This window comes from Cupriavidus phytohabitans, assembly GCF_000426345.1.
Taxonomy (GTDB): Bacteria; Pseudomonadota; Gammaproteobacteria; order Burkholderiales; family Burkholderiaceae; genus Cupriavidus.
Map to the genome: position 1 here is coordinate 70,287 of NZ_AUFE01000010.1, position 26,305 is coordinate 96,591.

The 26,305-nt window shown below is 65.4% G+C and carries 23 protein-coding genes, 5 tRNA genes and 1 pseudogene; 18 read left to right on the forward strand and 11 right to left on the reverse strand.

The genetic code is table 11. The features are described 5' to 3' along the window. Positions 1–30 precede the first annotated feature (30 nt). The 5 genes from pgsA to K309_RS36330 all read left to right on the forward strand — a co-directional run bounded on the left by pgsA (position 31) and on the right by K309_RS36330 (position 2,834). Positions 31–630 (forward strand): CDP-diacylglycerol--glycerol-3-phosphate 3-phosphatidyltransferase, encoded by a 600-nt coding sequence (gene pgsA, locus K309_RS0110210; protein ID WP_029046324.1) that lies wholly within the window; start codon positions 31–33, stop codon positions 628–630. Between the two features lie 173 nt (positions 631–803). Beyond that, a tRNA-Gly gene (locus K309_RS0110215) sits at positions 804–879 on the forward strand. 60 nt (positions 880–939) lie between these two features. Beyond that, positions 940–1,015, forward strand: a tRNA-Gly gene (locus tag K309_RS0110220). A gap of 107 nt (positions 1,016–1,122) precedes the next feature. Continuing rightward, positions 1,123–1,196, forward strand: a tRNA-Cys gene (locus K309_RS0110225). A 408-nt stretch (positions 1,197–1,604) separates the two neighbouring features. Next, positions 1,605–2,834, forward strand: coding sequence for a cation:proton antiporter domain-containing protein (locus K309_RS36330; RefSeq protein WP_084402389.1), 1,230 nt, complete (start codon positions 1,605–1,607; stop codon positions 2,832–2,834). A 40-nt stretch (positions 2,835–2,874) separates the two neighbouring features. Here K309_RS36330 and K309_RS0110235 read toward each other — a convergent pair whose 3' ends face one another. Further along, positions 2,875–3,804, reverse strand: coding sequence for a LysR family transcriptional regulator (locus K309_RS0110235; RefSeq protein ID WP_029046325.1), 930 nt, complete (start codon positions 3,802–3,804; stop codon positions 2,875–2,877). A gap of 94 nt (positions 3,805–3,898) precedes the next feature. Between K309_RS0110235 and K309_RS0110240 the strand changes: the two genes are divergently transcribed. Then, the gene (locus K309_RS0110240; protein WP_029046326.1) at positions 3,899–5,002 is read left to right on the forward strand and encodes a YeiH family protein; all 1,104 of its coding nucleotides are present in this window, start codon (positions 3,899–3,901) and stop codon (positions 5,000–5,002) included. A gap of 111 nt (positions 5,003–5,113) precedes the next feature. Here the strand turns inward: K309_RS0110240 and K309_RS0110245 are convergent. Further along, positions 5,114–5,200, reverse strand: a tRNA-Leu gene (locus K309_RS0110245). A gap of 210 nt (positions 5,201–5,410) precedes the next feature. Between K309_RS0110245 and K309_RS0110250 the strand changes: the two genes are divergently transcribed. The 3 genes from K309_RS0110250 to K309_RS0110260 all read left to right on the forward strand — a co-directional run bounded on the left by K309_RS0110250 (position 5,411) and on the right by K309_RS0110260 (position 6,831). Continuing rightward, positions 5,411–5,743, forward strand: coding sequence for a hypothetical protein (locus tag K309_RS0110250; RefSeq protein WP_029046327.1), 333 nt, complete (start codon positions 5,411–5,413; stop codon positions 5,741–5,743). 278 nt (positions 5,744–6,021) lie between these two features. Beyond that, complete coding sequence (locus K309_RS0110255; RefSeq protein WP_029046328.1) at positions 6,022–6,279, forward strand: hypothetical protein; 258 nt, start codon at positions 6,022–6,024, stop codon at positions 6,277–6,279. A gap of 144 nt (positions 6,280–6,423) precedes the next feature. Beyond that, a complete protein-coding gene (locus tag K309_RS0110260; protein ID WP_029046329.1) occupies positions 6,424–6,831 on the forward strand; it encodes a heme-binding protein in 408 nt (135 codons plus the stop codon). 303 nt (positions 6,832–7,134) lie between these two features. Here K309_RS0110260 and K309_RS0110265 read toward each other — a convergent pair whose 3' ends face one another. The 4 genes from K309_RS0110265 to K309_RS0110285 all read right to left on the reverse strand — a co-directional run bounded on the left by K309_RS0110265 (position 7,135) and on the right by K309_RS0110285 (position 9,628). Next, the gene (locus K309_RS0110265) at positions 7,135–7,476 is read right to left on the reverse strand and encodes a hemin uptake protein HemP (protein WP_029046330.1); all 342 of its coding nucleotides are present in this window, start codon (positions 7,474–7,476) and stop codon (positions 7,135–7,137) included. A 245-nt stretch (positions 7,477–7,721) separates the two neighbouring features. Beyond that, a complete protein-coding gene (locus tag K309_RS0110275) occupies positions 7,722–8,135 on the reverse strand; it encodes an ExbD/TolR family protein (protein ID WP_029046331.1) in 414 nt (137 codons plus the stop codon). A 21-nt stretch (positions 8,136–8,156) separates the two neighbouring features. Continuing rightward, positions 8,157–8,885: a MotA/TolQ/ExbB proton channel family protein gene (locus tag K309_RS0110280; RefSeq protein ID WP_029046332.1), complete on the reverse strand. Its 729-nt coding sequence runs from the start codon at positions 8,883–8,885 to the stop codon at positions 8,157–8,159. Positions 8,886–8,971: 86 nt separating this feature from the next. Continuing rightward, positions 8,972–9,628 (reverse strand): energy transducer TonB, encoded by a 657-nt coding sequence (locus K309_RS0110285; protein WP_029046333.1) that lies wholly within the window; start codon positions 9,626–9,628, stop codon positions 8,972–8,974. Positions 9,629–10,130: 502 nt separating this feature from the next. Between K309_RS0110285 and K309_RS0110295 the strand changes: the two genes are divergently transcribed. Next, complete coding sequence (locus tag K309_RS0110295; protein ID WP_029046334.1) at positions 10,131–12,431, forward strand: AAA family ATPase; 2,301 nt, start codon at positions 10,131–10,133, stop codon at positions 12,429–12,431. Between the two features lie 34 nt (positions 12,432–12,465). On the opposite strand, the gene murI is transcribed toward K309_RS0110295, so the two are convergent. The 4 genes from murI to K309_RS0110315 form a co-directional block, all read right to left on the reverse strand. Next, positions 12,466–13,275, reverse strand: a complete 810-nt coding sequence (murI, locus tag K309_RS0110300; protein ID WP_029046335.1) for a glutamate racemase — start codon at positions 13,273–13,275, stop codon at positions 12,466–12,468. A 106-nt stretch (positions 13,276–13,381) separates the two neighbouring features. Next, positions 13,382–14,905, reverse strand: a complete 1,524-nt coding sequence (locus K309_RS0110305) for a fumarate hydratase (protein WP_029046336.1) — start codon at positions 14,903–14,905, stop codon at positions 13,382–13,384. A 192-nt stretch (positions 14,906–15,097) separates the two neighbouring features. Further along, entirely contained in the window at positions 15,098–15,655 is a 558-nt protein-coding gene (locus K309_RS0110310) for a TIGR00645 family protein (protein ID WP_029046337.1), read from the reverse strand. 99 nt (positions 15,656–15,754) lie between these two features. Further along, positions 15,755–16,738, reverse strand: coding sequence for a DMT family transporter (locus K309_RS0110315; RefSeq protein ID WP_029046338.1), 984 nt, complete (start codon positions 16,736–16,738; stop codon positions 15,755–15,757). Positions 16,739–17,055: 317 nt separating this feature from the next. Between K309_RS0110315 and acs the strand changes: the two genes are divergently transcribed. The 5 genes from acs (at position 17,056) to K309_RS0110345 (ending at position 23,709) form a co-directional block, all read left to right on the forward strand. Continuing rightward, a complete protein-coding gene (acs, locus tag K309_RS0110320; protein WP_029046339.1) occupies positions 17,056–19,038 on the forward strand; it encodes an acetate--CoA ligase in 1,983 nt (660 codons plus the stop codon). Between the two features lie 92 nt (positions 19,039–19,130). Next, the gene (locus K309_RS0110325; RefSeq protein WP_029046340.1) at positions 19,131–21,182 is read left to right on the forward strand and encodes a VC_2705 family sodium/solute symporter; all 2,052 of its coding nucleotides are present in this window, start codon (positions 19,131–19,133) and stop codon (positions 21,180–21,182) included. A gap of 60 nt (positions 21,183–21,242) precedes the next feature. Further along, a tRNA-Ser gene (locus K309_RS0110330) sits at positions 21,243–21,333 on the forward strand. 1,198 nt (positions 21,334–22,531) lie between these two features. Next, positions 22,532–23,380, forward strand: coding sequence for a D-amino acid aminotransferase (locus K309_RS0110340; RefSeq protein WP_029046341.1), 849 nt, complete (start codon positions 22,532–22,534; stop codon positions 23,378–23,380). A gap of 53 nt (positions 23,381–23,433) precedes the next feature. Further along, positions 23,434–23,709 (forward strand): hypothetical protein, encoded by a 276-nt coding sequence (locus tag K309_RS0110345; protein ID WP_029046342.1) that lies wholly within the window; start codon positions 23,434–23,436, stop codon positions 23,707–23,709. Positions 23,710–23,751: 42 nt separating this feature from the next. Here K309_RS0110345 and dgcN read toward each other — a convergent pair. Next, positions 23,752–24,674 (reverse strand): annotated as a pseudogene (gene dgcN / locus K309_RS36335) (diguanylate cyclase DgcN/YfiN); the annotation flags it as partial. Between the two features lie 525 nt (positions 24,675–25,199). On the opposite strand from dgcN, the gene K309_RS0110355 reads away from it, so the two are divergent. The 3 genes from K309_RS0110355 to K309_RS0110365 all read left to right on the forward strand — a co-directional run bounded on the left by K309_RS0110355 (position 25,200) and on the right by K309_RS0110365 (position 26,304). Continuing rightward, complete coding sequence (locus K309_RS0110355; RefSeq protein ID WP_029046343.1) at positions 25,200–25,403, forward strand: hypothetical protein; 204 nt, start codon at positions 25,200–25,202, stop codon at positions 25,401–25,403. Between the two features lie 127 nt (positions 25,404–25,530). Then, positions 25,531–25,950 carry a YXWGXW repeat-containing protein gene (locus K309_RS0110360; protein ID WP_029046344.1) on the forward strand — a complete coding sequence of 140 codons (420 nt, stop codon included), beginning with the start codon at positions 25,531–25,533 and terminating at the stop codon, positions 25,948–25,950. 129 nt (positions 25,951–26,079) lie between these two features. Further along, positions 26,080–26,304 carry a hypothetical protein gene (locus K309_RS0110365; RefSeq protein ID WP_029046345.1) on the forward strand — a complete coding sequence of 75 codons (225 nt, stop codon included), beginning with the start codon at positions 26,080–26,082 and terminating at the stop codon, positions 26,302–26,304. The last annotated feature ends 1 nt before the right edge of the window (position 26,305 follow it).

Genomic DNA, 26,305 nt, shown 5'->3' on the forward strand with positions numbered 1-26,305 from the left:
TTGGTCACGTTCCCCCGCCGCCCGAGTTCCATGCCTTTCAATATCCCGATCCTGCTGACCTGGCTTCGTGTCGCCATGATTCCCCTGGTGGTGGGCGTGTTCTACCTGCCCGACGCATGGCTTCCCATGCACACCAAGAACCTGACGGCGGCGGCGTTCTTTATCATCGCCGCGGTGACGGACTGGCTCGACGGCTTCCTGGCGCGGCGCTGGAACCAGACCTCGTCGTTCGGCGCATTCCTGGACCCGGTTGCCGACAAGTTGATGGTGACGGCCGCGCTGCTGTCGCTGCTGGCGCTGGACCGGGTCACCGACCTGATCGCGCTGGTCATCATCGGGCGCGAGATCACGATCTCGGCGCTGCGTGAGTGGATGGCGCAGATCGGCGCGTCCAAGAGCGTGGCGGTGAACTTCCTTGGCAAGCTCAAGACCACTGTGCAGATGATCGCGATCCCGCTGCTGCTGTTCAGCGGTCAACTGCTCGGCTTCGATGCCTACGTGCTGGGCACCTGGATGATCTATCTGGCCGCGGTGCTGACGCTGTGGTCGATGATCTATTACATGAAGCTGGCCTGGCCGCAGATCCGGGAGCGCAGCAGTGTGGTGGCGGGCGCCGGCGCACGGAAGTGAAAAGAAATTCCAAAAAGGTGTTGACGCAGAGAGGAGCTTTTTGCATAATCTCATTCTCGTTGCTGACGACGCAAACGAAAGCAGCGAGATAAGGCAGGTTTGGCGCAGGATGTTGTGTGATAGCGGCAAATTGCGAAACAAAATGCCTTGAAAAGTTTTTGAAGCAGTACCCTGCGGGAGTAGCTCAGTTGGTAGAGCGCAACCTTGCCAAGGTTGAGGTCGCGAGTTCGAGACTCGTCTCCCGCTCCAGGTTATCGAAGGTTCGGCAACGTGCATGGCACAGGCCGGGCTGGCAGCAAAAAGTTGTACGCGGGAGTAGCTCAGTTGGTAGAGCGCAACCTTGCCAAGGTTGAGGTCGCGAGTTCGAGACTCGTCTCCCGCTCCAATCCCCAAAGGGAAGCAACGCTTCCCTTTTTGTTTGGGTTGAATTGCCGCGACAGGCAGGCCGGCAGCATCGGCTGAATGTGGCTACAATCCAGCATCACGTCACCTGGCGGGGTGGCAGAGTGGTTATGCAGCGGCCTGCAAAGCCGTGTACGCCGGTTCGATTCCGACCTCCGCCTCCAGTTGCAATGCAGAACGGCGCCTTTGGGCGCCGTTTTTGTTTTGCGCTCGCCCGCTCCGCCTCGCACAGGCGCTCGTTCGCCGCGAATTGCCTTGTATTTCTGCGCTTTGAGCGCGTGGCGGGCATGTTACATTACTCTTGTCGTACGCTTTTCGGGGTGCGCCGCGCGATGGATCGCGGCGCAGCACGTCACACGCCATTCCCGATCCGTGATGCGCCTCCAGCGTGTCCGGGGCCGCTGCGGCACTTCCCGTTCTTTCCTTTCTTGTTCCGTTCCGAGGCTGCCGATCGTGCCGCGCCGACCGCTGGTGCGCGCCGTTTGCGGGATCGTGGCGCGCGGGCCGAAGCGGGGAAGGCGGGTGGGATCCAGCCATCGCCGTCCAGCCCCTGACACGAGGAACCCGCACGCATGCATCACGCCACCCCGCTCATCAGTACCATCGTCGGCGGTATCGTCCTGGCCTTCATCCTTGGCGCCATCGCCAGCAAGCTACGGCTGCCGCCGCTGATCGGCTACCTGTGCGCGGGGATCGTGGTGGGGCCGCATACACCGGGCTACACGGCCGACCAGGCGCTCGCGCCTGAACTGGCCGAGCTCGGTGTGATCCTGCTGATGTTCGGCGTCGGGCTCCACTTCTCGATCAAGGACCTGATGGCGGTGAAGCGCATCGCGATTCCCGGGGCGGTCGTGCAGATCGGTATCGCGACCTTGCTCGGCATGCTGGTGGCGTGGGGTTTCGGTTGGTCGTGGGGGCAGGGATTGGTGTACGGGCTGGCGCTGTCGGTGGCCAGTACCGTGGTGCTGCTCAAGGCGCTACAGGAGCGCGACCTGGTGGAATCGCCCCAGGGGCGCATCGCGGTAGGCTGGCTGATCGTCGAAGACCTGGCCATGGTGCTTGCGCTGGTGCTGTTGCCAGCGATGGCGGGACTCCTTGCCGGCGCTGCGGACGCCGGCGCCGAAGGCGGCCCGGGTACCGGCGAAGTCCTTATGGCGGTGTTCTCGACGCTGGGCAAGGTCGTCGCCTTTGTCGCGGTGATGCTGCTGATCGGGCGCCGCTTTATTCCATGGATGCTCGAGCGCATCGTCTGGACCGGCAATCGCGAGATGTTCCGCCTGGGCGTGCTGGCGACCGCGCTGGGCGTCGCCTATGGCGCGTATTCATTATTCGGCGTCTCCTTCGCACTGGGCGCCTTCTTTGCCGGCATGGTGCTGGCCGAATCCGAATTCAGTCACCGTGCGGCCGAAGAATCGTTGCCGCTGCGCGATGCCTTTTCGGTGCTGTTCTTCGTCTCGGTCGGCATGCTGTTCGATCCCATGGTGCTGGTCAATGACCCGTGGGGCGTGCTGTCGACGCTGTTTATCATCGTGGTCGGCAAATCGCTGGCGGCGATGGGTATCGTGCGGGTTTTCGGGCACTCAGGGCAGACCGGCATGACGATTGCCGTCAGCCTGGCGCAGATCGGCGAGTTTTCCTTCATCCTGGCGAGCCTCGGCGTCTATCTGAATATCCTGCCCGAGCGCGGCCAGGCGCTGATCCTGGCGGGCGCGTTGCTCTCGATCATGCTCAATCCCGTGCTGTTCCACCTGCTCGACCGGTACACCGCGCGCAGCAAGCGCGGCGAGCCGCAGGTGGCCTAGCTGTCCGCCTATCGGTCCATCTATCGATCCGCACCCCGCATCACGCGCCGATACGCGGCGCCATGGTGCGCAGATATTCGGTGAAGGCCAGCAGGCCTTGCGTCGGGAACTTGTCCTGGTGCACGACCAGCTGCAGCGGCCGCACGATGCGCGGCAAGCCTTCGCGGATCGCCACCAGCGTGCCTTGCGCGAGTTCATCGCGCACCACGTGCAACGACAGGCAGCTGACGCCGAAGCCGCTCATCACCGCGCGTTTGATCGCCTCGGCGTTGCCCAGCTCCAGTGCGAAGCGCAGTTCGCCCAGCAACGGCACCAGACGTTCCTCGATCACCTCGCGCGTGCCCGACCCCGGTTCGCGCACGATCCACTCGGCATCGCGCAATGCCACCAGGTCAGTCGGCGTGAGCGCCAGCGGATGCGACGGGCCGACCACCACCACCATCTCGTCATCGCACCAGTGCATGCTGCGCAGGTCGCGTTCGTGGCTGGCGCCTTCCACCAGGCCGATGTCGGCTTCGAACTGCAGCAGCGACTGCAGCACCTCGCGGGTGTTGCCGATGCGCAAGTCCAGAGTGCAGGGGCCGCTGCGCGAATGACGGAAACCCGCCAGCAGCGGCGGCAGGATATAGCTGCCGATGGTGTTGCTGGCCGCGATCCGCAGCTGCACCCCGCTTTGCGTGGCAAAGCGCTCCAACTCGTGAGCCTGGTCCAGCAGAGCCAGCGCGCGCGGGAAGAACTGGCGGCCGGTCTCGTTGATGCTGAGGCGGCGCGCGATGCGATCGAACAGCGGGCTGTCCAGTGCACGTTCGAGCTCTGCCAGCGAAGCGCTGACTGCTGACTGCGACATCGCCAGCGCCTGCGCGGCTGCCATGGTGCTGCCGTGCTGTGCGACGGCGACGAAGACGGACAGCTGGCGCAGCGTAAGGCGCAACGGGCGCTGCTCGGGGCGGGGCTCTGGGCGGTATTCCATATCGAATGAATAGATAAGGCATAACGATATTACCCGTTTTACGGGTTAAGGGCGGGCCAGTACGCTGGAGTCACTACAGAACAAGTGAACTGCCATGTCTTCCGCCACTTCCAGCAGCGCCCCCCGCACCGCAGTCGCCACGCCGGCGGTTGTTTCTCCGCCCTGGTCCCAGCGCCTTCTGACGCTTGTGCCGCTGGGCGGCATTGCCTGGCTGGCACTGGCGCTGGCCGAGCATCCGGCGATCGCCCGCTATGGCCTGAGCGCACTGACGCTCGCCATGTGCGCCGGCATGGTCGCTGCCAATACGCTGCCGAAGCACTGGCTGGCGCCGCTGGCACCCGGGATGCAGGTGGCGCGCCATTACCTGCTGCGATTGGGCGTGGCACTGTACGGCCTGCGGCTGACATTCGCGTCCATCGTCGCACTTGGCCTGCCGGGAATCGTGGTGCCGCTGACGATGCTGGTCGCCACGCTGCTGTTCGGCACCTGGGTCGGATCGACCTTCTTCGGTCTGAGCCGCCGCGAAGCGATCCTGGTCAGCTCCGGCAGCGCCATCTGCGGCGCAGCAGCGGCCATCGCGGTGTCGTCGGTGGTGCGCACCGACGACCGCCAGACCGCAGTGGCGGTCGCCACGGTGGTGCTGTTCGGCACCGTCGGCATGCTGCTCTATCCCTACCTGTTCGAACTGGCCAACGGCCATTGGCACTGGGCGGTCAGCGAGCGCATGTTCGGCATCTTCACCGGCGCGACGCTGCATGAGGTGGCACAGGTGATCGCCGCGGGCAAGATGATCAGCGAGCCGACCGCCGATGCCGCGGTGGTGGCCAAGATGGTGCGCGTACTGGCGCTGGGGCCGCTGCTGCTGGTGATGGCGCTGTGGCCGCAAGGCAAGGCCGAGGCAGGCCAGGCGCCCGCCGGCAAGGGCCGCTTCGCCGGGATTCTGAAGTCGGTGCCGTGGTTTGCGGTGGGTTTTGTCGCGGTGATGGCGCTCAATTCGGCCGGCACGGTGCCCGCAGCCTGGAAGGCCCCCTTGATCGCGCTCGATAACTGGCTGCTGGCCTGTGCGATGCTGGCAATCGGCCTGCATACCCGTATCGGCGACCTGGTGCGCGCCGGACGCAAGCCGCTGGCACTGGCCGGAGTGTTGTTTGTGTTCCTGGTGGGGGTCGGTGCGCTGATGTGCTACGTGATGGCGTAGTGGATGGCGTGGTGCGCGGCGCGGGGAGCGCGGCGCAGCGCGAAGGATCTGAAGAGGGGGCAGAGGGCCTCCTCTTTTGCTTTGGACGCAGGGTTGCCGCTGCGGTGGCCCTGGTGCGGCCGACGGGACTCGAACCCGTAAGCCTGGAAAGGCGGCAGATTTTAAGTCTGCTGAGTCTACCAATTTCTCCACGGCCGCACGGCAAGCCCGGTATTGTGGTGGCTTCGCAATCCGGATGCAAGTCCGCCGCAGCCTTTAATTCGGTTTTGTCAAGGAGATGGCGTCGCGGAAGACAAAAGTGACGCACTGTTACGGCTGGTAACAATGTCGTGCGCTCGGTTGCACCTGGAAAATTCCGGCGCTCTAAAATATCGGGTAAGAGAAATCTCAATTCTGAGAGAGGCGGATATGAAACGTTGGTGGCTCGCAGCATTCGGTGTCGCAGCCGGCCTGGCATCCGGGGCCGCGATGGCCCATGTGAGCGTCGGCGTCGCGATCGGCGTTCCGGGCGTCGTGGTCGGCGCACCGGCTTACTATCCGCCCGCTCCGGCCTACTATGCGCCCCCGCCGGTGGTGGTCGCGCCGGCGCCGGTCTACTACGGCCCGCCGGCAGTGGTGGTGCGTCCGCGTCCGGTCTACTATGGCCCGCGTTACTATGGCCCGCCGCGTTACTATGGCCATCATCGCGGCTACTATGGTCCGCCGGGCCACCGCGGTCATGGCCACTGGCGTCACGACTGACCGGCCAGCGCCGAAACGCTGCGGATGACAGGGCCCTGCGGGGCCCTTTCCTTTTGGGCTTGCAAATGGCGACACGAGCCGTGGGCGCCGGTTCCCAGAATGATTCCCTATCTTGAGCCCGGTCAAATTATTTGAACGGACTGCTCAAAGCGTCACGTCTATGGTCATCAGGGTTTTCCCTAAACTACAGGCATGACATCGCGATGACATCGGCGCTTTTTGTTTCCGAAGGAGCCCGCCGCGGTGCCCGTACCGACCAGAATTGCTAGGGGAATCTCATGAAGCTCAAACAATCGATTGCCGCCGTTTCCGTGCTGGCCGCGCTGTGCGCAGTGTCCACCGCCTCGTTCGCCGCGACCGGCAAGCCCGACCCATACCTGGATGGCGCCCGCATGGGCAAGGTCGATTCGTTCACCGATGGGGCCCGCGTCGGCAAGACCGACCCGTACACCGATGGCGCGCGCATCGGCAAGCCTGACCCGTACACCGACGGTGCCCGTATCGCCAAGCCGGATCCTTACACCGATGGCGCCTGATCGCCGCAGTGCCTGCATGATGAATGGCCCGCCTGGTGCGGGCCATTTTCATTGCCCGCCGCTTGCTGCGTGGGTGCGATGACGATGGCATGGGCTGCGGGGTATACTTCGGTCTCCAACCAAATGAATGACCAGGAGAGTGGCATGCAGCAAAAGACGGTTCTGACGGCAGACGATGTGAAGAAGATCATGGCCGCGGCGGAAACCGAAGCAAAGAACCATCACTGGGCCGTGTCCATTGTCGTGGTCGACGACGGCGGCCATATGCTGGCAATGCAGCGCCTGGACGGCGCCGCGCCAATCTCGGCCCATATTGCCGCGGAGAAGGCCCGTACGTCCGCCCTGGGTCGTCGTGAATCGAAGATCTACGAAGACATGATCAACAACGGCCGCTATTCGTTCATGACCGCGCCGGTGCTGCAAGGCATGCTGGAGGGCGGTGTACCCATCGTCGTCAACGAGCAGGTGGTCGGTGCCGTCGGCGTGTCTGGCGTGAAGTCGACTGAAGACGCGCAGGTTGCCCGCGCTGGCATCGCCGCTCTGGGCCTGTAATAACAGGATTCCCATTGCGCGGCGCCAGCCGCGCAGGAAAAAGCCCCGCAGGCCTGGCCTGCGCGGCGGAATAAAAGAGGGCATGGCTGGGTGCGGCCCTGGGTGAACCCACCCAGTAAGGCGAAGGGTCTGGAATTCCCGCCGCGGCGCCAGCACCTGGCTACTGCCCAACACCTCATTCCGAGGTGGTCCCCACAAAAGTCTGTACTGCCACCTGCGTGGCACCCGCGGCAGACGCGGGCCTCAAAACGTTCTCAAACGGTTCCCTTCGGCGTCAGCGCATGGGCTTGCCGCCGGGATGCGTCATTTGGTCAGGATCAGCTTGCCGTAGCGCGTCACGCGCAACGTGTAGACCTCGCCGTTATGCAGGATCGGCAGCGTGCTGTTGCCGCGCATGATCGCGTCCAGTGCGACCGGCTCGCCAGCGGGCGCCGACGACAGGCTGTCGCGCACCAACGCTTCGAGGCGGGCGGGCAGGCCGGCTACGACCGATTTCATGGATGCGATCGTCGACGGCGCTGACTTTGCGGCTTCCTTCGTGGCTGCTGTCTCGCGACGCGGCTGGGCTACCTCGACACGTCGCAGCGACAGGCGGCGGCGGGTGACTTCACGCGGTTGCGACAGCGGCAGGGAAAGAGTGCTCATCATCTGGCTCCGGGTCTGCCTGGCGCTCTGGGCGCGCAGGGGAATGGCATCAGGGGCGCGCCACCGATGGCGCAGTCGATGGGATGATATTAAATGAGAATTGTTATCATTACAATAGTCTGGATCAAAGATTCAACAATCAGCGAGCCGGACCAACGATCTGCGACGGCGAGCAGCCGGTAAATGAAAAAGGGCATCCCGCGGGATGCCCTTCCTGTTGCGCGCAACGCCTGCCGGCGCGTGTCTTACTGCTTTGGTTCGGTGATAAAGCCGATCTTGCCCAGGCCGCCGTGCTGCGCGGCGGCCATGACCTCGGCCACGCGCTCGTAGCGCACGTCGCGGTCGGCGCGCAGGTGCAGTTCAGGCTGCGGCTGCTGCTGCGCGGCCAGCGAAATATTGCTTTCCAGCGTGGCCTGGTCCACTTCCACCTGGTTCCAGAACACCTTGCCGCTGGCGTCGATCGAGACGTTGATGTTCTGCGGCTTGGGATCGTTCGGGGAGTTGGTGGCGCGCGGCAGGTCGATCTTCACCGCGTGGTTGATCACGGGGATGGTGATGATGAAGATGATCAGCAGCACCAGCATGACGTCGACCAGCGGCGTCATGTTGATCTCGCTCATCACCTCGTCGTCGTCACCGTCGAGAGTACCGAATGCCATGATGACTTCCTTGCTTGCGGATTAGCGCTGGGCCGCGGCCAGGCGCACGGTGCCATCTTCGCTGCGGGCACCGGTGGGACGCACGCGGGCGCCGGTCACGAAGTAGGCGTGCAGGTCGTGGGCAAAGCGGTTGAGCTTGGAGATCACCGCCTTGTTGCCCCGCGTCAGTGCGTTATAGCCCAGCACCGCGGGGATTGCCACGGCCAGGCCGAAGGCGGTCATGATCAGGGCCTCGCCCACGGGGCCGGCGACCTTGTCGATGGTCGGCACGCCCGAGGCGCCGATACCGATCAGCGCATGGTAGATGCCCCATACCGTGCCGAACAGGCCGACGAACGGCGCGGTCGAGCCCACCGAAGCCAGCACCGCCAGGCCCGACTGCATGTGCGCCACGGCATCGTCGATCGAGCTCTTGAGCGAGCGGGTCAGCCAGTCCGAGATATCCATCACGTCGTGCAGCTGCGGCTGGCTGGCGCGGTGGTGCTGGGCGGCTTCCTTGCCGGCGACGGCCAGGGTGCGGAACGGGTTGGCATCATTGGAGCCCAGGGTTTCCAGCGCGTGGTCGAAGTCGTCCGAGTGCCAGAAGCGCTTTTCGGCGCCTTGTGCCATCTTCTTCAGGCGCACCAGATCCCAGGCCTTGGTGAAGATCACGATCCAAGACGCGAGTGACATGATCAGCAGAATGATGGCGGTCGCACGCATGACGAAGTCGCCTTGCGTCCAGAGGTGGGAGAGTCCGAGGTCCTGCATGGGTGGGTTCCTGGTGAGTTCGCTTGGTTTAGGTCAGATCAGATGATCGGAAATCGGATCGCCGGTATGGCGCAGCGGATTGGCGATCAGTTCAGTTCGAAGCCGATCGGCTGCTGCGCCGTGACGGCGACGGCGCGGCCGTTGTCCATGTAAGGCTTGCAGCGCATGGCCTGCACGGCGTCCACCGCGGCCTGGTCCAGGCGCGACGAGCCGCTCGACGACACCACGGAGGTCTTGGTGACCTTGCCACTTTCATCGGTGGTAAGGCGCACCACGGTCTTGCCGGTCTCGCCCATGCGGCGCGATTGGGAAGGATACTTCGGTTGCGGCGGCGTGCACTGGATTTCGCCGATTCCGACGGCGCGTGGCGCTGCGGAGACCGGTGCCGGCGCGGGTTCAGCCGGCGCGGGCGGAGCCGGCGGTGCGGGTGGCGCTTCCGGCGCGTTCGGCGTCGGCGGCAGGTCGGCTACTGGTTGCGGCGTGGGGGTGGGCTTGGGCGGCGTCGGCTTGGGCGTGGTCACCTTGACCTGCTTCGGCGGCGTTTCCTGCTTGGGCTTGGGTTTGGGCGGCTCGGGCGGGGCCTCTTGCTTCGGCGGTTCGAGCGGGATGATGCGCGCGATGATCTCGGGGGCGACCACCGCCTCGGTCAGCTTGCGGGCCAGGCCGCTCTGGATCAGGTAGAGCAGGCCGGCGTGGAACAGCAGGACGGCGAGCGTAATCTTGAAGAAGCGTTGGTCGAACATGTGTCAACAACAAAAGTCGGCCGGCAGGCGCAGGATGGCACCTGGCTCGGAACAAGCAGCAGCAACTGTGCGCCGTCACTTGCGGTAGAACAGGATCAGCGAGATGCCGCAACCGACCAGCAGGCTAAGCAGTAATTCCATGATAAACGCTCCTTCAACTGGGTTGCCGTGGGAGCGCCACTCTGGGGCAGCGTGTCAGCTGGCTAGTATAAATGATAATGATTCTTATTTGTTGTGATTTGTGCGCCGCAACTGGAATTTTCTGTCCCGGCAAGTTATACCCCCAGATCAGGCTGCATGGTGGAGCGGTTGGCGCTATCTTGCGCGGGTTTGCGCGCCCGCATGGATCCACAGGCTTCGGTGGCCCAGGCCACGATCGCTGGCGACCAGTTCGCCCGCGCGTGCGCGGAGGGCTGCAAAGCGCGCTAGCATAGAAAGAAACTGCAGACGAGGCGGTGCGCCGGTCGGTCGGCCCTGCCACGGCGAGCTCGGGGAACCGTCCATGGATTTCACACGTTCCGCTGAAGATGACCGATCGACGCTCCTGCGCTCCATGCCCGGGGTGTCGTCCAGCTCCGCGCTGGACTGGATGTGCGCGCAGTTTGCCCTGCGCGTGGTGTGCGCATTGGGTCCGCGCTTCAACCTGCGCAGCAATATCAATGATGTGCTGACCGTCAGCGCGCAGGAAATGGTGTGGCCATATGGGGTAGTGCTGCGCGTGCAACGCTTCCTGGCCGCCCGCTGCGCCGACATGCCCGCGTGGAAGGGGGCGGCGCGGCTGACACCCGAGGAATTCCTGGACCGCCACGGCCAGTGGAACAGCGCCTTCGACGAAAGCGCGCTCTTCTATTACCTCGACGAGTACGTCAAGCACCACGCCAAGGACATGTTCGCCGTGTTCGACGCCTCGGCCGCTGCCATCGCGCAGCGGCTGGACGGCGAGCGCGTGCTGCTGGTGCGCAATATCGACATGCTCAGCCGCGTGCTGGACCTGCCCGACCACGAGCGCAAGCTGCTGCTGTACGCGGCGCTGGCCAAGTACAAGCGCGACCTGCGCGCGGTGATGGTCGATTGCAAGGTGGCGCACAGCCAGGAAGCGTTCCAGATCCTGGCCGGCCTGACCGGCGCCGGGGCCGCGGACGTGGCGGCGTCGCTGCGCCCGGGCTCGCGGCTGGAAACGCTGAACCTGATCGAGCAGCCGTTGCCAGAGAACAGCGTGACCGATCTGGGCGACCTGATGCGCCTGTCCGACCGCCTGCTGCACGTGCTGCTGGGCAATTACGCCAACGAAGCCGAGATGATGGCGGTATTCACCCGCCCGGCCGCGCCGCCCACGCTGACCGTCGCCGACTACCCGCATGTCGAGACCGATGCCCGCTACCTGTGCGCGCTGCTGGCCAACGCCACGCGCCAGCACGCCAGCGGGGTCAACGTGCTGATCTACGGCCCGCCCGGCACCGGCAAGACCGAGTTCGCGCGCCTGCTGGCACGCGAAGCCGGTTGCGAGCTGTACGAGGTGGATTGCCTGGATCGCGACGGCAACAGCCTGTCGGGCAAGGACCGCTACCGCTCGCTGCAGGTGTCGCAGGCCTTCCTGCGCGGCCGTGCCCATACCGCGCTGCTGTTCGATGAGGTGGAAGACGTTTTCCCCGGCAGCGCGCGCGAGCTGATGAGCCTGTTCGGCCAGGAGGACACGCGTGCATCGGTCAACGGCAAGGCGTGGGTCAACCAGACGCTCGAGCAGAACCCGGTGCCGGTGATCTGGATCTCCAATTCGATCCGGCAGATCGATCCGGCCTACCTGCGCCGCTTCCAGTTCCACCTGGAACTGAAGATCCCGCCGCCGCTGGTGCGCGAGAACATCATCCGCAAGCACCTGGGCGGCCTCGACGTCAGCGATGCCTTCATCAGCGGCCTGGCCGCGCGCAAGACGCTGACGCCGGCGCAAGTGCAATCGGCGGCGCGCTTTGTCGAGCTGGCGCGGCCCGATGTGCAGGAACCGGTCGAGGCGCTGATCCTGCGCCAGCTGGAGCATGCCGACCGGGCCATGGGCCTGCGTCCCGAGGCCGAAGCCCGCCCGGTGGTCACGCATTACCGGCTGGAGAACCTGCACCTGGAAACCCGCTACGAGGTGGCGAAGATCATCGATGCACTGCGCGTGCGCCAGCGCGGCACGCTGTGCTTCTATGGGCCGCCCGGCACCGGCAAGACCGCGCTGGCCGAGCACATCGCCGCCGAGCTGGACCTGCCGCTGATGATCCGGCGCGCGTCGGACCTGATGAGCAAGTACGTGGGCGAGACCGAGCAGCAGATCGCGGCGATGTTCGCGCGCGCCGAGGAGGACGGTGCGGTGCTGTTGCTGGACGAGGCGGACAGCTTCATGCAGAGCCGCCAGCAGGCGGTGCGCAACTACGAGATCTCCGAGGTCAACGAGATGCTGCAGGGCATGGAGCGCTTCAACGGCATCTTCATCTGCACCACCAACCTGTTCGACCGCATCGACGAGGCCGCGCTGCGGCGCTTCTCGTTCAAGATCCGTTTCCTGGCGCTGAAGCCGGAGCAGCGGGCGGCGATGTTCGTCGACGAAGCGCTGGGCGGCGACGCGATCCTGTTGAGCGATGCCATGCGGCGCGAACTGGATGCGATGGATTGCCTGACGCCGGGCGACTTTGCCACTGTCAAGCGCCAGTGCGTGCTGCTGGGCGAGGCGCTGACGCCGGACGAATTCCTCGCGCAGCTGCGCCAGGAACATGCCATCAAGCCGGACGTGCGGGAGCACCGGCCGCTGGGCTTCCTGCAATAACCTGCAGTAGGACGCGCATTAGCGCAGGCGCCGGCTAGAGGGCCGGCGCCGGCTCGATCACCACCGTTTCCGCATCCGCGTCGACCCGCAGCAGCGCCCCTGCCATCGCGCGCAAGTGCGCGGCGTCCTTGGTGGAAACGAAGCGGTCGCGCGGCAGCGCGCCGGCGTCCGCGGCAAGGTCGTGCTCGGCCAGCTTGCGGGCGAGCTGGCGCGCAATGGCGTTGCCGGTGTCGACCAGCGCCAGCTGGTCTCCGACCATCTCGCGGATCGTGCCCGACAGGAAAGGGTAGTGGGTGCAGCCCAGCACCAGCGTGTCCGCACCGGCTTCGAGCATGGGAGTGAGGTACGCATCGAGGCGCTCGCGCACGGCGGGGCCGTCGAGGTCGCCTTGCTCGATCAGCGATACCAGGCCAAGACCCGCCTCGCAGATAAAGCGGCTTTCCCCGTCGAGCGAGGACAGCAGCCGCCCGAACTTGGCGCTCTTGAGGGTGTTTGCGGTGGCCAGCACGCCCACCACCTTGCTGCGGCTCGCCGCGGCGGCCGGCTTGAGGCCGGGCTCGACGCCGATGATCGGCACCGGCAGCCGCTCGCGCAGCGTCTGCACCGCGTGCATAGTCGCCGTATTGCAGGCGATCACCAGCGCCTTGCAGCCCTGTCCGAGCAGCCATTCGCACGCCTGCAGCGTGCGCGCCTCGACGAACGTCTCGGGTTTTTCGCCGTAAGGCGCGTATTTCGAGTCGGCCAGGTACAGCAGCGATTCATGCGGCAGCAGCGCGCGGATCTCGCGCAGCACGGACAGGCCGCCAAGGCCAGAATCGAAGACGCCGATGGGTGCGGGGTTCACGGGGATGCGAGGACGACTGGAAAGGAGAGGGCAGAAAAAAGCCGGGTCGAAACCCGGCTTTTTCGAGCGCGAAGGCAGATTCTACCGCCTCGGCGTGTGGCGCTGCTTACAGCGCGGCGACCGGAATCTTGCCGATCTTGGCCTGCCACTCGGCGGGGCCGGTCTTGTGCACCGAGGTGCCTTCGCTGTCCACGGCGACCGTCACCGGCATGTCCTTGACATCGAACTCGTAGATGGCTTCCATGCCCAGGTCTTCGAAGCCGACCACCTTGGCTTCCTTGATCGCCTTGGCCACCAGGTAGGCGGCGCCACCCACGGCCATCAGGTAGGCCGACTTGTGCTTCTTGATGGCCTCGATGGCCGCCGGGCCGCGCTCGGCCTTGCCGATCATCGAGATCAGGCCGGTTTCGGCCAGCATCATCTCGGTGAACTTGTCCATGCGCGTGGCGGTGGTGGGGCCGGCCGGGCCTACCGCTTCGTCGCGCACCGGATCGACCGGGCCGACGTAGTAGATTACGCGGTTCTTGAAGTCCACCGGCAGCTTCTCGCCCTTGGCCAGCATGTCGGCGATACGCTTGTGCGCGGCGTCGCGGCCGGTCAGCATCTTGCCGTTGAGCAGCAGGGTCTGGCCCGGCTTCCACGAGGCGACTTCTTCCGGCGTCAGCGTGTTCAGGTCGACGCGCTTGGAGGTCTCGGTGTTCGGTGCCCACTCGACCTTCGGCCATTGCGACAGGTCCGGCGCTTCCAGCTTGGCGGGTCCGCTGCCGTCCAGCGTGAAGTGCACGTGGCGGGTGGCGGCGCAGTTCGGGATCATCGCGACCGGCTTGGACGCGGCGTGCGTCGGGCAGGCCATGATCTTGACGTCCAGCACGGTGGCCAGGCCGCCCAGGCCCTGCGCGCCGATGCCCAGGGCGTTGACCTTCTCGTACAGTTCGACGCGCAGTTCCTCGACCCAGTCCTTCGGGCCGCGCGCGATGATGTCCTGGATGTCGATGGACTCCATCAGCGATTCCTTGGCCATCACCATCGCCTTCTCGGCGGTGCCGCCGATGCCGATGCCCAGCATGCCCGGCGGGCACCAGCCGGCGCCCATGGTCGGTACGGTCTTCAGCACCCAGTCGACGATCGAGTCGGACGGGTTCAGCATCACGAACTTGGACTTGTTCTCCGAGCCGCCGCCCTTGGCCGCGACCTGGATGTCGACGGTGTTGCCCGGCACCACTTCATAGTGGATCACGGCCGGCGTGTTGTCCTTGGTGTTCTTGCGGCCGCCTTCGGGCGGGCTGACGATCGAGGCGCGCAGCACGTTGTCCGGATGCGTGTAACCGCGGCGCACACCTTCGTTGATCATGTCGGTCAGGCCCATGGTGGCGCCGTCCCAGCGCACGTCCATGCCCACCTTGACGAAGACCGTGACGATGCCGGTGTCCTGGCAGATCGGGCGCTTGCCTTCCGCGCACATGCGGCTGTTGGTCAGGATCTGCGCGATCGCGTCCTTGGCCGCCGGGCTCTGCTCCAGCTCATAGGCACGGCCCAGGCTGGTGATGTAGTCCATCGGGTGGTAGTAGCTGATGTACTGCAGGGAATCGGCGACGCTCTGGATGAGGTCTTCTTGCTTGATGACTGTCATTTTGTGGGGTGGGCAGCGGTGAAACACAGCCCGAAATCATACACCGAGCCGGGGCAGTCTGCCCGGCTGCATACATTGGTCTACAGCCTTCTTATGTGCCGCCTGGATCTCATGACGCGGCCGCGGCATGCCAAAAGCAAAAACCGCGGCACATGGCCGCGGTTCGGAGGTAAGCCTCGGCTTGTGCACGCCTTAATGTGATTCACGCTTGGCATGTGCGCCGGCCGGGTGCGACACCATGCGGTCCACCCACGCCATCGCCACCGCAGAGGCCAGGAAGGCCACATGGATGGCCACCTGCCACATGATGGTGTGCGTGGTGCGCTGTTCCGCGTCGATAAACGTCTTCAGCAGGTGAATCGACGAAATCCCGATCAGCGCCATCGACAGCTTGACCTTGAGCACGCCTGCGTTGACATGGTCCAGCCATTCCGGCTCGTCCGGATGGTTGTCGATCCCCAGGCGCGAGACGAAGGTCTCGTAGCCGCCCACGATCACCATGATCAGCAGGTTGGAGATCATGACCACGTCAATCAGCCCCAGTACCACCAGCATGATCTTGTTTTCGTCGAACTCGGTCACATGCGCCAGCAAATGCCAGACTTCGACCAGGAAATGGTAGACATAGACGCCCTGGGCCACGATCAGGCCCAGGTATAGCGGCAGTTGCAGCCAGCGCGACGCGAAGATAATGCTCGGGATGGGCCGCAGGCTCTGGGCCTGCGGCTTGGTCATTGGATTGGAAGCCATGGGGCAGGGCGGTGTCGGCGAGTTGAAAAACGGCGTGGATTGTACCAAGCGACGATGACAACGCTGTGTTACCAGGTAACCACAGCCATGCCGTACCGGTCAGGCCCCCGCGCCCGGATCGGCGCTCGCCGCCTTGCCGCGCCAGGCGCCGCGCGAAATCCGCCCCGGCCAGCTTGCAAGAACGATCCCGGCCAGCACGCAGGCCAGCGCCACGCCGTGCGGCCAGCCCGGCTGCTCGCCCAGCACGACGATGCCGTAGGTGGCCGCCGCCACCGGCAGCACCGAGGTAAACACGCCCGCCAGTTGCGCCGGCACATGGCGGATGCCTTTCATCCACAGCCAGAACGAGAACACGCTGGCCGACAGCGCGTACCACAGCAGCATCAGCCAGGTCTGCGCCGGCACCGTGGAGACGTCGAAGGTCAGCAACGGCACCAGCCCCAGCGGCAGCATCAACAAGCCGCCGATCAGGTGGGTATAGGCGCAGATCTCGATGGCGGCCAGTGTCTGCGTGAGGCGGCGCGACAGGATCACGTAGATCGATTCGCACAGCACCGCGCCCAGGATCATCAGGTTGCCCAGCCAGGCCTGGCTGTTTTCGCCGGCGCCGTGCGAATCGCCGCGGGCGATGTTGAGCACGGCGATGCCGGCCACCGCCAGCAGCACCGAGGCCACGGTGCGGCGCGACAGCCGTTCGCGCAGCACCAGCCAGGACAGGATCGCCACCGTGGCGGGGATGGTGCTGGTGATGACCCCGGCGGCCATGGCGCTGGTCAGCCGCACGCCGTTGAGCATCAGCAGCGTGAACAGGAAGGTGCCAAAGAACGCTTGCAGGAACAGGTTCAGCCATTCGGCGCGCGACACCCGGCGCATGCGTGCGGGCCGGTACCACGGCGCCAGGCAGACGATCGCGATGACGAAGCGCAGCAGCGCGAACAGCAGCACCGGCACATGGGCGATGATCGATTTGCCCAGCCCCACATTGCTGCCGACCAGCGCCATCGATCCGACCAGGAACAGGGCGTGGACCGGGGAGAAAAGCTGAGAGTGGGCAGTGGCTGCGGTGGAGGTGTTGGCGGGCACGGTCAATGCCTCGGTCAGCCGGCGGACGCGAGCGCGGTTAGCGCGATGGCGTGGCAGGCCGGTTCAAGCGTGAGAGGCCGCGGCAAGGGTAAGCGCCGCGTTCAGGTATAGGGCTCGCGGGATTATAGCTGTGCTAGCCTAATGGACAAGGCTGCACTTTCGCCCCGATGGCACGAAGTTTCCTGCTGCATTGCAGCATGCGGCGATCTCGGACACCGGTCGGCCACCACAGGCAGCAGCCGCCGACCGTCAGGTTTAAGTAAGCCGTCGGGCGTAACTTGGCAGCCAAAGCCATTCCAAAATCAGGAGACGAGTCTATGTCCGCCATCGAATCGGTGATGCAAGAGAACCGCGTGTTCAACCCGCCTGAGTCGTTCGCCAGCCAGGCCGCGATTCCCAGCATGGCCGCCTACCGCGCGCTGTGCGAGGAAGCCGAACGCGACTACGAAGGCTTCTGGGCGCGCCACGCCCGCGAGCTGCTGCACTGGAACAAGCCCTTCACCAAGGTGCTGGACGAGAGCAACGCGCCGTTCTACAAGTGGTTCGAGGACGGGCAGCTGAACGCCTCCTACAACTGCCTGGATCGCAACCTGGAGAACGGCAACGCCGACAAGGTCGCGATCGTGTTCGAGGCCGACGACGGCACCGTGACGCGCGTCACCTACCGCGAGCTGCATGCCAGGGTGTGCCGGCTGGCCAATGGCCTGAAGACGCTCGGCATCAAGAAGGGCGACCGGGTCGTGATCTACATGCCGATGTCGGTCGAAGGCGTGGCCGCGATGCAGGCCTGCGCGCGCCTGGGCGCGACGCACTCGGTGGTGTTCGGCGGCTTCTCGGCCAAGTCGCTGCAGGAGCGGCTGGTCGACGTGGGCGCGGTGGCGCTGATCACCGCCGACGAGCAGATGCGCGGCGGCAAGGCGCTGCCGCTGAAGGCCATCGCCGATGATGCGCTGGCGCTGGGCGGCTGCGAGGCCGTGAAGAACGTGATCGTGTACCGCCGCACCGGCGGCAACGTTGGCTGGACCGAGGGCCGCGACCGCTGGCTCGACGACGTCTGCGCCAACCAGCCCGATACCTGCGAAGCCGAGCCCGTCGGCGCCGAGCACCCGCTGTTCGTGCTCTACACCTCGGGCTCGACCGGCAAGCCCAAGGGCGTGCAGCACAGCACCGGCGGCTACCTGCTGTGGGCGCTGATGACGATGCAGTGGACCTTCGACGTCAAGCCCGACGACCTGTTCTGGTGTACCGCCGACATCGGCTGGGTCACCGGCCACACCTACATCGCCTATGGCCCGCTGGCCGCTGGCGCCACGCAGGTGGTGTTCGAAGGCGTGCCCACCTACCCGAATGCCGGCCGCTTCTGGGACATGATCGCGCGCCACAAAGTCAGCATCTTCTACACCGCGCCGACCGCGATCCGCTCGCTGATCAAGGCCGCCGAGGCCGACGAGAAGATCCACCCGAAGCAATACGACCTGTCGAGCCTGCGCCTGCTCGGCACCGTGGGCGAGCCGATCAACCCCGAAGCCTGGATGTGGTACTACAAGCACGTCGGCAATGAGAACTGCCCGATCGTGGACACCTTCTGGCAGACCGAGACCGGCGGCCACATGATCACGCCGCTGCCGGGCGCGACGCCGCTGGTGCCGGGTTCGTGCACGCTGCCGCTGCCGGGCATCATGGCCGCCATCGTCGACGAGACCGGTCATGACGTGCCCAACGGCAACGGCGGCATCCTGGTGGTCAAGCGCCCGTGGCCGGCCATGATCCGCACCATCTGGGGCGATCCGGAACGCTTCAGGAAGAGCTACTTCCCCGAAGAGCTCGGCGGCAAGCTCTACCTGGCGGGCGACGGCTCGATCCGCGACAAGGACACCGGCTACTTCACCATCATGGGCCGCATCGATGACGTACTGAACGTGTCGGGCCACCGCATGGGCACGATGGAGATCGAGTCGGCGCTGGTGGCCAACCCGCTGGTGGCGGAAGCCGCCGTAGTGGGGCGCCCGGACGACATGACCGGCGAGGCGATCTGCGCCTTCGTCGTGCTCAAGCGCGCCCGCCCGAACGGCGAAGAGGCCCTCAAGATCGCCACGGAGCTGCGCAACTGGGTCGGCAAGGAAATCGGCCCGATCGCCAAGCCCAAGGACATCCGCTTCGGCGACAACCTGCCCAAGACGCGCTCGGGCAAGATCATGCGGCGCCTGCTGCGCTCGCTGGCCAAGGGAGAGGAAATCACGCAAGACACCTCGACCCTGGAGAACCCGGCGATCCTGGAGCAGCTCAAGCAGGCGCAGTGATCCCGTAGCCTTGCCCCCAGAACCCGCCGCCGCGTTCCCGCGCGCCGGCGGGTTTGTTACGATAGCGCCCCACCGACCATGGATCGTTGCCCATGCCAGATGCCCAGTCGCGCTTCCGCCGCCGGCTGCTGCTGTACTACGGCCTGTTCACCCTAGGGTTGTTCGGCTTCGTCGGCATGATGGGGCTGCTGGAGCGCTCCAATGCCGACGCGCTGTGGCTGGGTTACGTCTTCCTCTTCGTCACCATCGCGATCTATGCCTGCATCGGGCTGATCTGCCGCACCTCGGATCTCAACGAATATTACGTGGCTTCGCGGCGCGTGCCGGCGTTGTTCAACGGCATGGCGATCGCCGCCGACTGGATGAGCGCGGCCTCGTTCATCGGCCTGGCCGGCATCCTGTTCGCCTCTGGCTACGAAGGCCTGGCCTACGTGATGGGCTGGACCGGCGGCTACTGCCTGGTGGCCTTCCTGCTGGCACCCTACCTGCGCAAGTACGGCGGCTATACCATCCCGGATTTCCTCGCCGCGCGCTACGGCAACGGCAAGCCCGGCGGCAACCTGCCGGTGCGCGCCATCGCGGTACTGGCGGCGTCGCTGTGTTCGTTCGTCTACCTGGTGGCACAGATCCAGGGGGTAGGGCTGGTGGTGACGCGCTTCATCGGTGTGGAATTCGCCGTCGGCATCTTCTTCGGGCTGGCGGGCATCCTGGTGTGCTCGTTCCTGGGCGGCATGCGCGCAGTCACTTGGACCCAGGTGGCGCAGTACATCATGATGATCGTGGCGTTCCTGGTCACGGTGTCGATGATCGCGTGGAAGCATCACCGGGACGTGGCGCCGCAGCTCAGCTACGGCACGCTGCTGACGCAGCTTGATGCGCGTGAGCAGGAGCTGGAGCGCGCGCCCGCCGAGCAGGCCGTGCGCGAGTACTACAAGCAGCAGGCCATCCTGTTGCAGGAACGCATCGCCCGCCTGCCGGAATCCTTCCAGCAGGAGCGCGATACGCTGAACGCGCGGCTGCAGGATCTTCGTGCGCGCAATGCGCCGCTGCGCGAAATCAAGGCGCTGGAACGTGAGCGCCTGGAGTTCCCGCGGGATCCCGCCGCCGCGCAGCAGCAGTGGAACCTGCAGCGCGAAGACGCGCTTGCGCGCAGCCGGCATTCTATGTCGTCCACCGAGCCGTATCCCGCGGCGTCCGAGCAGGAGCGCAAGACAAAGCGGCTCAACTTTGTGCTGCTGGTGTTCTGCCTGATGGTCGGCACCGCGAGCCTGCCGCATATCCTGACGCGCCTCTACACCACGCCCTCCGTCAAGGAGACCCGCAACTCGGTGGCCTGGGCCGTGTTCTGCATCGCGCTGCTGTACGTGTCCGCGCCGACGCTGGCCGCGCTGGTCAAGTACGAGTTCTTCGAGCACCTGGTCGGCACGTCGTATGCGGAACTGCCGCAATGGGTAGTGCAATGGCGCAAGGTCGATCCGCCGGTTTTCGGCATTCGCGACGTCAACGGCGACGGCATTGTGCAATGGGCCGAGATCCTGCTGCAGCCCGACATGATCGTACTGGCCGCCCCGGAGATCGCCGGCCTGCCCTACGTCATCTCCGGCCTGATCGCCGCCGGCGCGCTGGCAGCGGCGCTGTCGACTGCCGACGGCCTGCTGCTGACCATCGCCAACGCGCTCTCGCACGACGTCTTCTATCACATGGTCGACCGCCAGGCGAGCCACCAGCGCCGCGTCACGACGGCCAAGATCGTGCTGCTGGGCGTTGCCTTGTTCGCTTCATATGTCACATCGCTGCGGCCCGGCAACATCCTGTTCCTGGTCGGCGCCGCCTTCTCGCTGGCGGCATCGAGCTTTTTCCCTGTGCTGGTACTCGGCATCTTCTGGCGCCGGACGACCGCGGCCGGCGCTGTTGCCGGCATGGCCGCCGGGCTTGGGGTGGCGGTGTACTACATCTTCGTCAACTACCCGTTCTTCACCCGCATGACCGGCATCTTCGGCAACCGCTGGTTTGGCGTCGACCCGATTGCTTCCGGCGCTTTTGGCGTGCCCGCGGGGTTTGCGGTGGCGATCATCGTCAGCCTGCTCACGCCGCGCAACGCGCCGGTGATCGGCAGGCTGGTGACATATTTGCGCAGGGGGTAGGGCGGTGCCGCACGAACTTGTGGATTCGTCGGGCGACTCTGCTATAATCGCGGACTTCCCGGAGAGATGGATGAGTGGTTTAAGTCGCACGCCTGGAAAGCGTGTATAGGTTAATAGCCTATCGGGGGTTCGAATCCCCCTCTCTCCGCCACTGATTCTGTAAGGCTTGACGGGTTAGCGTGTGCTGACCGTTGGGTCATAAACAAGGGCTTGGGTCATTGACCCCGGCCCTTTTTGTTTGCCTGCAGGCATGCCACTGCTTTGGCCCTGCGCCGGGCCAGATCATTGATAGCTCATGGTAAAAGTAGCGTAGCCGTTCACCACGCCCGGTGTCACGGTCCCAACGCCAGGTTGCTCCCGGTGTTGCCAGGCTGCGTGGCATCGGTGATGGTCATGGCGACCTCGCCTTACTCAAAGGTCCCGGCCGCCTTGGAAAGCGTCCACCCAAGCCCCAGACACAATCCGATCCACGCCGCTGAAATCAAGGCAACGTCATGCCAGTTCATCGTCCGGCGCCCGGGGCGGCGCAACTTGAATGTGTCCCGTGACGAAGGCATGGCAGTCTCCTTCGGAAAGCATGGGGAAAGGCTAGGGCAACCCTGCGGGAATTCACGGGCTCAGTTGTAAAGGTTTGTTGCGGTGCGGATGCGCCACAGCCTCTATGCGCCAAGCAAAGAAAAAAGCCCTCGGCCAGGGTAGTCGAGGGCTTGAAGTAGTGGTGGGCGAGTCGCGGAACCGCCCGTGACGATGGTCGTACAGCCGCATGGATCGCGCATCCCTCTAAATAGAGGTGTTGTGCCTGGACGACGGGCACCCGGGGACTCGCGATGCGGCCTTGAAGCACCAACTCGTCGCCAGCCGCACCGGACGCGCATGGTCGTCGCCGCACAGTTGCGCCTGTGAACACTGGCTACGAAGAAGGGTATATGCGCCACGACGCGCTTCTTGGGCCCGCTTGCGCGCTGTGACCCGGCGCAGGCCTGTTCATGTGATGGCATCGAAAAGAAAAGCCCTCGGCCAGGGTAGGCGAGGGCTTGAAGTGGCGTTGGGCGTGTCGCAGTCCGCCCAAGCCTTATCGTCGTCGTTACCGGTTCGGCGCGCATCCCCAGTTCTGGTGATGCAAAAAAAAGCCCGCACGAAGGCGGGCTGCGGGAAAATGCCGAGAGGGGTCAACTCACGACCCCTTGATTCTGGGTGTGAAGTGCTGCAGCGGACACCCCCACATGGGTGATTGGAATCAACGCTTTGCTGCGGCGCCAGGTCTGCGAAGCAATCGATGCAAATTGCGCATAACCTGGCCTTGGCCCCTGTGGAAGAATTGTTTCATTCTCTCCACCGCGTGAAGTCCCATGACCGACCCCGTCGTCCACCTCAATGGTTCCCTGATCCCGCTGTCCGAGGCCCGCATCCCGGTCCTCGACCGCGGCTTTATCTTTGGCGATGGCGTCTATGAAGTCATTCCGTACTACGGTGGCAAGCCGTTCCGCGGTGCGCAGCATCTTGCGCGCCTGCACCGCAGCCTGGAGGCGATCGGGATTCCCGACCCGCACAGCGCCGCGCAGTGGCAGGCGCTGATCGACGAAGTGGTCCGTGCCAACGGCATGTCGGACCAGATGCTCTATATCCAGGTGACGCGCGGCGTAGCACGGCGTGCGCACGCCTTCCCGAAGGAAGTCGTGCCGACGGTGCTGATCATGACCAACCCGATGGCGCTGCCGCCCGCGCACATGCGCGAACAGGGCGTGGCCTGCGTGACGATGGAGGACCGGCGCTGGCTGAACTGCCAGATCAAGTCGACCTCGCTGCTGGGCAACGTGCTGGCCGCGCAGCACGCCGCGGAGCATGGCGTGACCGAGGCGATCCAGTTCCGCGACGGCTGGCTGACCGAAGCCTCGTCGTCCAACGTCTGGGTGGTGCGCAACGGCCGCGTGCTGGCGCCGCCCAAGGACAACCTGATCCTGGAAGGCATCCGCTACGGCTTCATGGAAGAGGTCTGCGCGGCGCTGGAGATTCCGCTGGAGGCCCGCCGGATCGCCAGGGAAGACTTGTTCGCGGCGGACGAAGTGCTGCTGTCGTCGGCAAGCAAGGAACTTCTGCCGGTGGTCACCATCGACGGCCGCACCGTTGGCGCCGGCGTGCCCGGACCGGTCTTCGTGCGGCTCTATGCGGCCTACCAGGACGCGATCGCGGCACTTTGAACCACGCCGGCGCACCGTGCTAGCATGCCAGCGCATGCATCGAGGAGTCAGCCATGGCCAAGCGCGAGCGTGGCCGGCGTGCCCTGCAGGACGAGGTCAGCCGGCGCATCCAGCAAATCTACGAAATCGGCGAGGACGGCGCCAAAGTCCGCGTGCCCGCGCCGGTGCCGCATGCGCGCGATGCCCGCGGCCGCAACTGGGACATGAGCGGCTTTGGCAACGCAACCGGTTATGAGGCCAGCATCCGCGCGGTGGTCGACAAGGTGCGCGACGAGTTCGACCTGAACGAGTCGGTCGAGAACCGCGCGCCGAATCCCTTTGACGTCTGAGCGTTCGGCCACCGGCCGGGGCGGGGAGCAGTCATCGGAAGCTCACGTCGTGACATCCAGGTGCGGCTCGGCGCTTTGCCAGATGCCCCCGGAGCGCCGCTTGGCGCCGTACATGGCCGCATCGGCCGCGTGCAGCAGCGCCTGGCTGGCCTGCGCGTGGACCGGGAACACCGCCAGGCCGATACTGACGGACGCTTGCACCGAGGCGCCGTGGGGCAGCGCGATCGGTTCGGCCATGGCTTGCAGGATATGTTCGGCGATATGAACGGCGTCGGCTGGCGAGCGCAGGCCCGCGGCCAGCAGCGCGAATTCGTCGCCGCCGATGCGCGCCACAGTGTCGCCATTGCGCAGGCTGGCACGGATGCGCTGCGCCACGGCCACCAGCACCGCGTCACCGGAGGCATGCCCGTGCCGGTCGTTGATGTCCTTGAAGTCGTCGCTGTCGAGATACAGCACCGCCGCATATTCATGGTTGGCCGCGGCATGGCGCACCGCATGCTCCAGCGCTTCGACGAAGGCGGCGCGGTTCAGCAGCCCCGTCAGCGCATCATGGTTGGCACGGTGGGCGAGTGAGCGGTTTTCGTGCTGCATCTGGTTTTGCCACGTCTGCAGCTCATCGAGCAGCCCGTTGAAGTCGTCGCCGAGCGCGTTGAGCTCGGCGATGCGCGCCGGCGGCGTGCGTTGCGCGAAGTCTCGTTCGGAGCGCACCGCGTGCGCCACCCGCATCAGGTTGCGCAGCGGCTCGACGATCTGCACCAGCATGCGGCTGGCCAGGTAGTGCGCGCCGACCGCGTCAGCAACAGGCAGCCGGGCAGGCCCAGTGCCCCTCGCAGCAGAAATTGCAGCAGGTTGCGGGGATCGCCGCTGACGCGCAGCAGGCCGACTTGCTGCGCCTGGTGCAGGATAGGCTGATCCGCCGCGTTCATGCTCAGCCATTCGGCCAATGCCTGGCGCAGGCCGGTCAGCTGGGGCGGCAGCACCGCGGGCAGCAACGCGAGCATGGCGCCCAGTAGGGCAGGCGCCCATCGGCGCAGCAGCGGTCGTCGGCGTGCGGGGGAGATGGGCGGGGCGCTGGCCGGGGCAGGAGCCATGGTTCGGGAAGGTGGAGCGTGTGCGCTGCGATTGTGGTGATTCGGTTACCGCGGCCGCGGCTATTGCCCGGGCGCCGGGTCCAGGCGGCCAAGCGTTCGGACCGGGGGGGCGGGCTGCAGGCCGGCGGCGGCCAGTGGACTGTTTATCGGTTGCCGCGACGCTGACTGAAGGGTGGCCCCGCCGCGGACTTGGCGGTGCCGCACGCAACACTTGCATTGGGATCCCCTTCGCCGCCTCGCTGCCAGCCGGCCCCTGCCGACGAGGCCGCCTCCCGGCAAGCCTCCGAGGTCGGGTAAGCCGGGTAAGGGCATGGACCATGTGCTAGAGTTTTCAGACACCTTTGTGTTACGGCACTTCCCTCAACGACGTTTCCAGAACGTTTCTCAAGGAGATGGATCATGACGAGTGAATCCCGGCCGAACCTGAAAGCTTTCGTGCAGACCGCTCCCCAGGCTGGGCGCTATGTCTGGGTGGTCGCGCTGGTCGACTTCGATGCACGGCAGGTCCGTCGCGCCATCGTCTCGGACGACACCTTCACCACCGCGGACGCCGCGCGCGATGCCGGCGAGGCCCAACTCAAGGCGATGGCAGAGGATCACTGATGCCGCCGGCGTGCAAGCGAGTGTTGCGCGCCGGCATCTTTGTGATCAACCGATACCCTTTCTTACATGGCGCCGCGGCGGGCGCGCGCTAGACTGTGCGCGTGTTCCTCCACGAGAAAGTGCGTCCATGACACATCTCACGCTCCGGCCCGTCCGGACTGTTCTGCTGGCGGCCGTACTGGGTTCCGGCCTCACCTTCAGCGCGGCGTCGATGGCCCAGGTGTCGGTCAACATTGCCATCGGCGTGCCGCCGCCGGCTCCGATGTACGAGGCCATTCCCGCCCCGCGCCCTGGCTATGTCTGGATGCCGGGCTACTGGGACTGGGACGACCACCACCATAAGCACGCTTGGAAGAAGGGCCGCTGGGAACGCGAGCGGACTGGCTACGTCTATGAGTCGCCGCGGTGGATCCAGTCGCGCGATGGCTGGGTGCTGGTGCCGGGTCGCTGGGACCAGGGCGGCTCCCATGGCAAGGGCAACGGCAAGGGCAACAAGGGCAAGGATTACCACTGCCCGCCGGGCCACGCCAAGAAAGGCGAATGCTGAGGCGGCTGCGCTGAGGCGTGCACGAGCCGGCGCCCAAGGTGACGCCGGCCATGGTTGCCATGCTACGATCCCCGCCATGACTCCGCGCCCGCAGGCGCAGGGCGTATCGGCATGGATCCGGAGGTAGCGATGGCAAGGCACGTCTTCACGCGCGCGCAGTATCTCGACATCCTTAATGACAGCCTGCGCAAGCATCCCGGCTGGCAACCCGGCATGGCCTTTGTCTTCCTGCCGCCGGGCGCGGATGCCAGCCAGGCGACGGCGGTAGGCTGCACCGGCCCGATGGACGCCATCCCGGTCTACGCGGAAATCCAGCGTGTGGCGGCCGAACTGATCGAAGTCAGCGACACGTAGC

Excerpts from the sequence above, each read along its gene's own strand:
- pgsA (WP_029046324.1), top strand. The coding sequence starts at position 31 with ATGCCTTTCAATATCCCGATCCTGCTGACCTGGCTTCGTGTCGCCATG.
- K309_RS36330 (WP_084402389.1), top strand. The coding sequence starts at position 1,605 with ATGCATCACGCCACCCCGCTCATCAGTACCATCGTCGGCGGTATCGTC.
- K309_RS0110235 (WP_029046325.1), bottom strand. The coding sequence starts at position 3,804 with ATGGAATACCGCCCAGAGCCCCGCCCCGAGCAGCGCCCGTTGCGCCTT.
- K309_RS0110240 (WP_029046326.1), top strand. The coding sequence starts at position 3,899 with ATGTCTTCCGCCACTTCCAGCAGCGCCCCCCGCACCGCAGTCGCCACG.
- K309_RS0110250 (WP_029046327.1), top strand. The coding sequence starts at position 5,411 with ATGAAACGTTGGTGGCTCGCAGCATTCGGTGTCGCAGCCGGCCTGGCA.
- K309_RS0110255 (WP_029046328.1), top strand. The coding sequence starts at position 6,022 with ATGAAGCTCAAACAATCGATTGCCGCCGTTTCCGTGCTGGCCGCGCTG.
- K309_RS0110260 (WP_029046329.1), top strand. The coding sequence starts at position 6,424 with ATGCAGCAAAAGACGGTTCTGACGGCAGACGATGTGAAGAAGATCATG.
- K309_RS0110265 (WP_029046330.1), bottom strand. The coding sequence starts at position 7,476 with ATGAGCACTCTTTCCCTGCCGCTGTCGCAACCGCGTGAAGTCACCCGC.
- K309_RS0110275 (WP_029046331.1), bottom strand. The coding sequence starts at position 8,135 with ATGGCATTCGGTACTCTCGACGGTGACGACGACGAGGTGATGAGCGAG.
- K309_RS0110280 (WP_029046332.1), bottom strand. The coding sequence starts at position 8,885 with ATGCAGGACCTCGGACTCTCCCACCTCTGGACGCAAGGCGACTTCGTC.
- K309_RS0110285 (WP_029046333.1), bottom strand. The coding sequence starts at position 9,628 with ATGTTCGACCAACGCTTCTTCAAGATTACGCTCGCCGTCCTGCTGTTC.
- K309_RS0110295 (WP_029046334.1), top strand. The coding sequence starts at position 10,131 with ATGGATTTCACACGTTCCGCTGAAGATGACCGATCGACGCTCCTGCGC.
- K309_RS0110305 (WP_029046336.1), bottom strand. The coding sequence starts at position 14,905 with ATGACAGTCATCAAGCAAGAAGACCTCATCCAGAGCGTCGCCGATTCC.
- K309_RS0110310 (WP_029046337.1), bottom strand. The coding sequence starts at position 15,655 with ATGGCTTCCAATCCAATGACCAAGCCGCAGGCCCAGAGCCTGCGGCCC.
- acs (WP_029046339.1), top strand. The coding sequence starts at position 17,056 with ATGTCCGCCATCGAATCGGTGATGCAAGAGAACCGCGTGTTCAACCCG.
- K309_RS0110325 (WP_029046340.1), top strand. The coding sequence starts at position 19,131 with ATGCCAGATGCCCAGTCGCGCTTCCGCCGCCGGCTGCTGCTGTACTAC.
- K309_RS0110340 (WP_029046341.1), top strand. The coding sequence starts at position 22,532 with ATGACCGACCCCGTCGTCCACCTCAATGGTTCCCTGATCCCGCTGTCC.
- K309_RS0110345 (WP_029046342.1), top strand. The coding sequence starts at position 23,434 with ATGGCCAAGCGCGAGCGTGGCCGGCGTGCCCTGCAGGACGAGGTCAGC.
- K309_RS0110355 (WP_029046343.1), top strand. The coding sequence starts at position 25,200 with ATGACGAGTGAATCCCGGCCGAACCTGAAAGCTTTCGTGCAGACCGCT.
- K309_RS0110360 (WP_029046344.1), top strand. The coding sequence starts at position 25,531 with ATGACACATCTCACGCTCCGGCCCGTCCGGACTGTTCTGCTGGCGGCC.
- K309_RS0110365 (WP_029046345.1), top strand. The coding sequence starts at position 26,080 with ATGGCAAGGCACGTCTTCACGCGCGCGCAGTATCTCGACATCCTTAAT.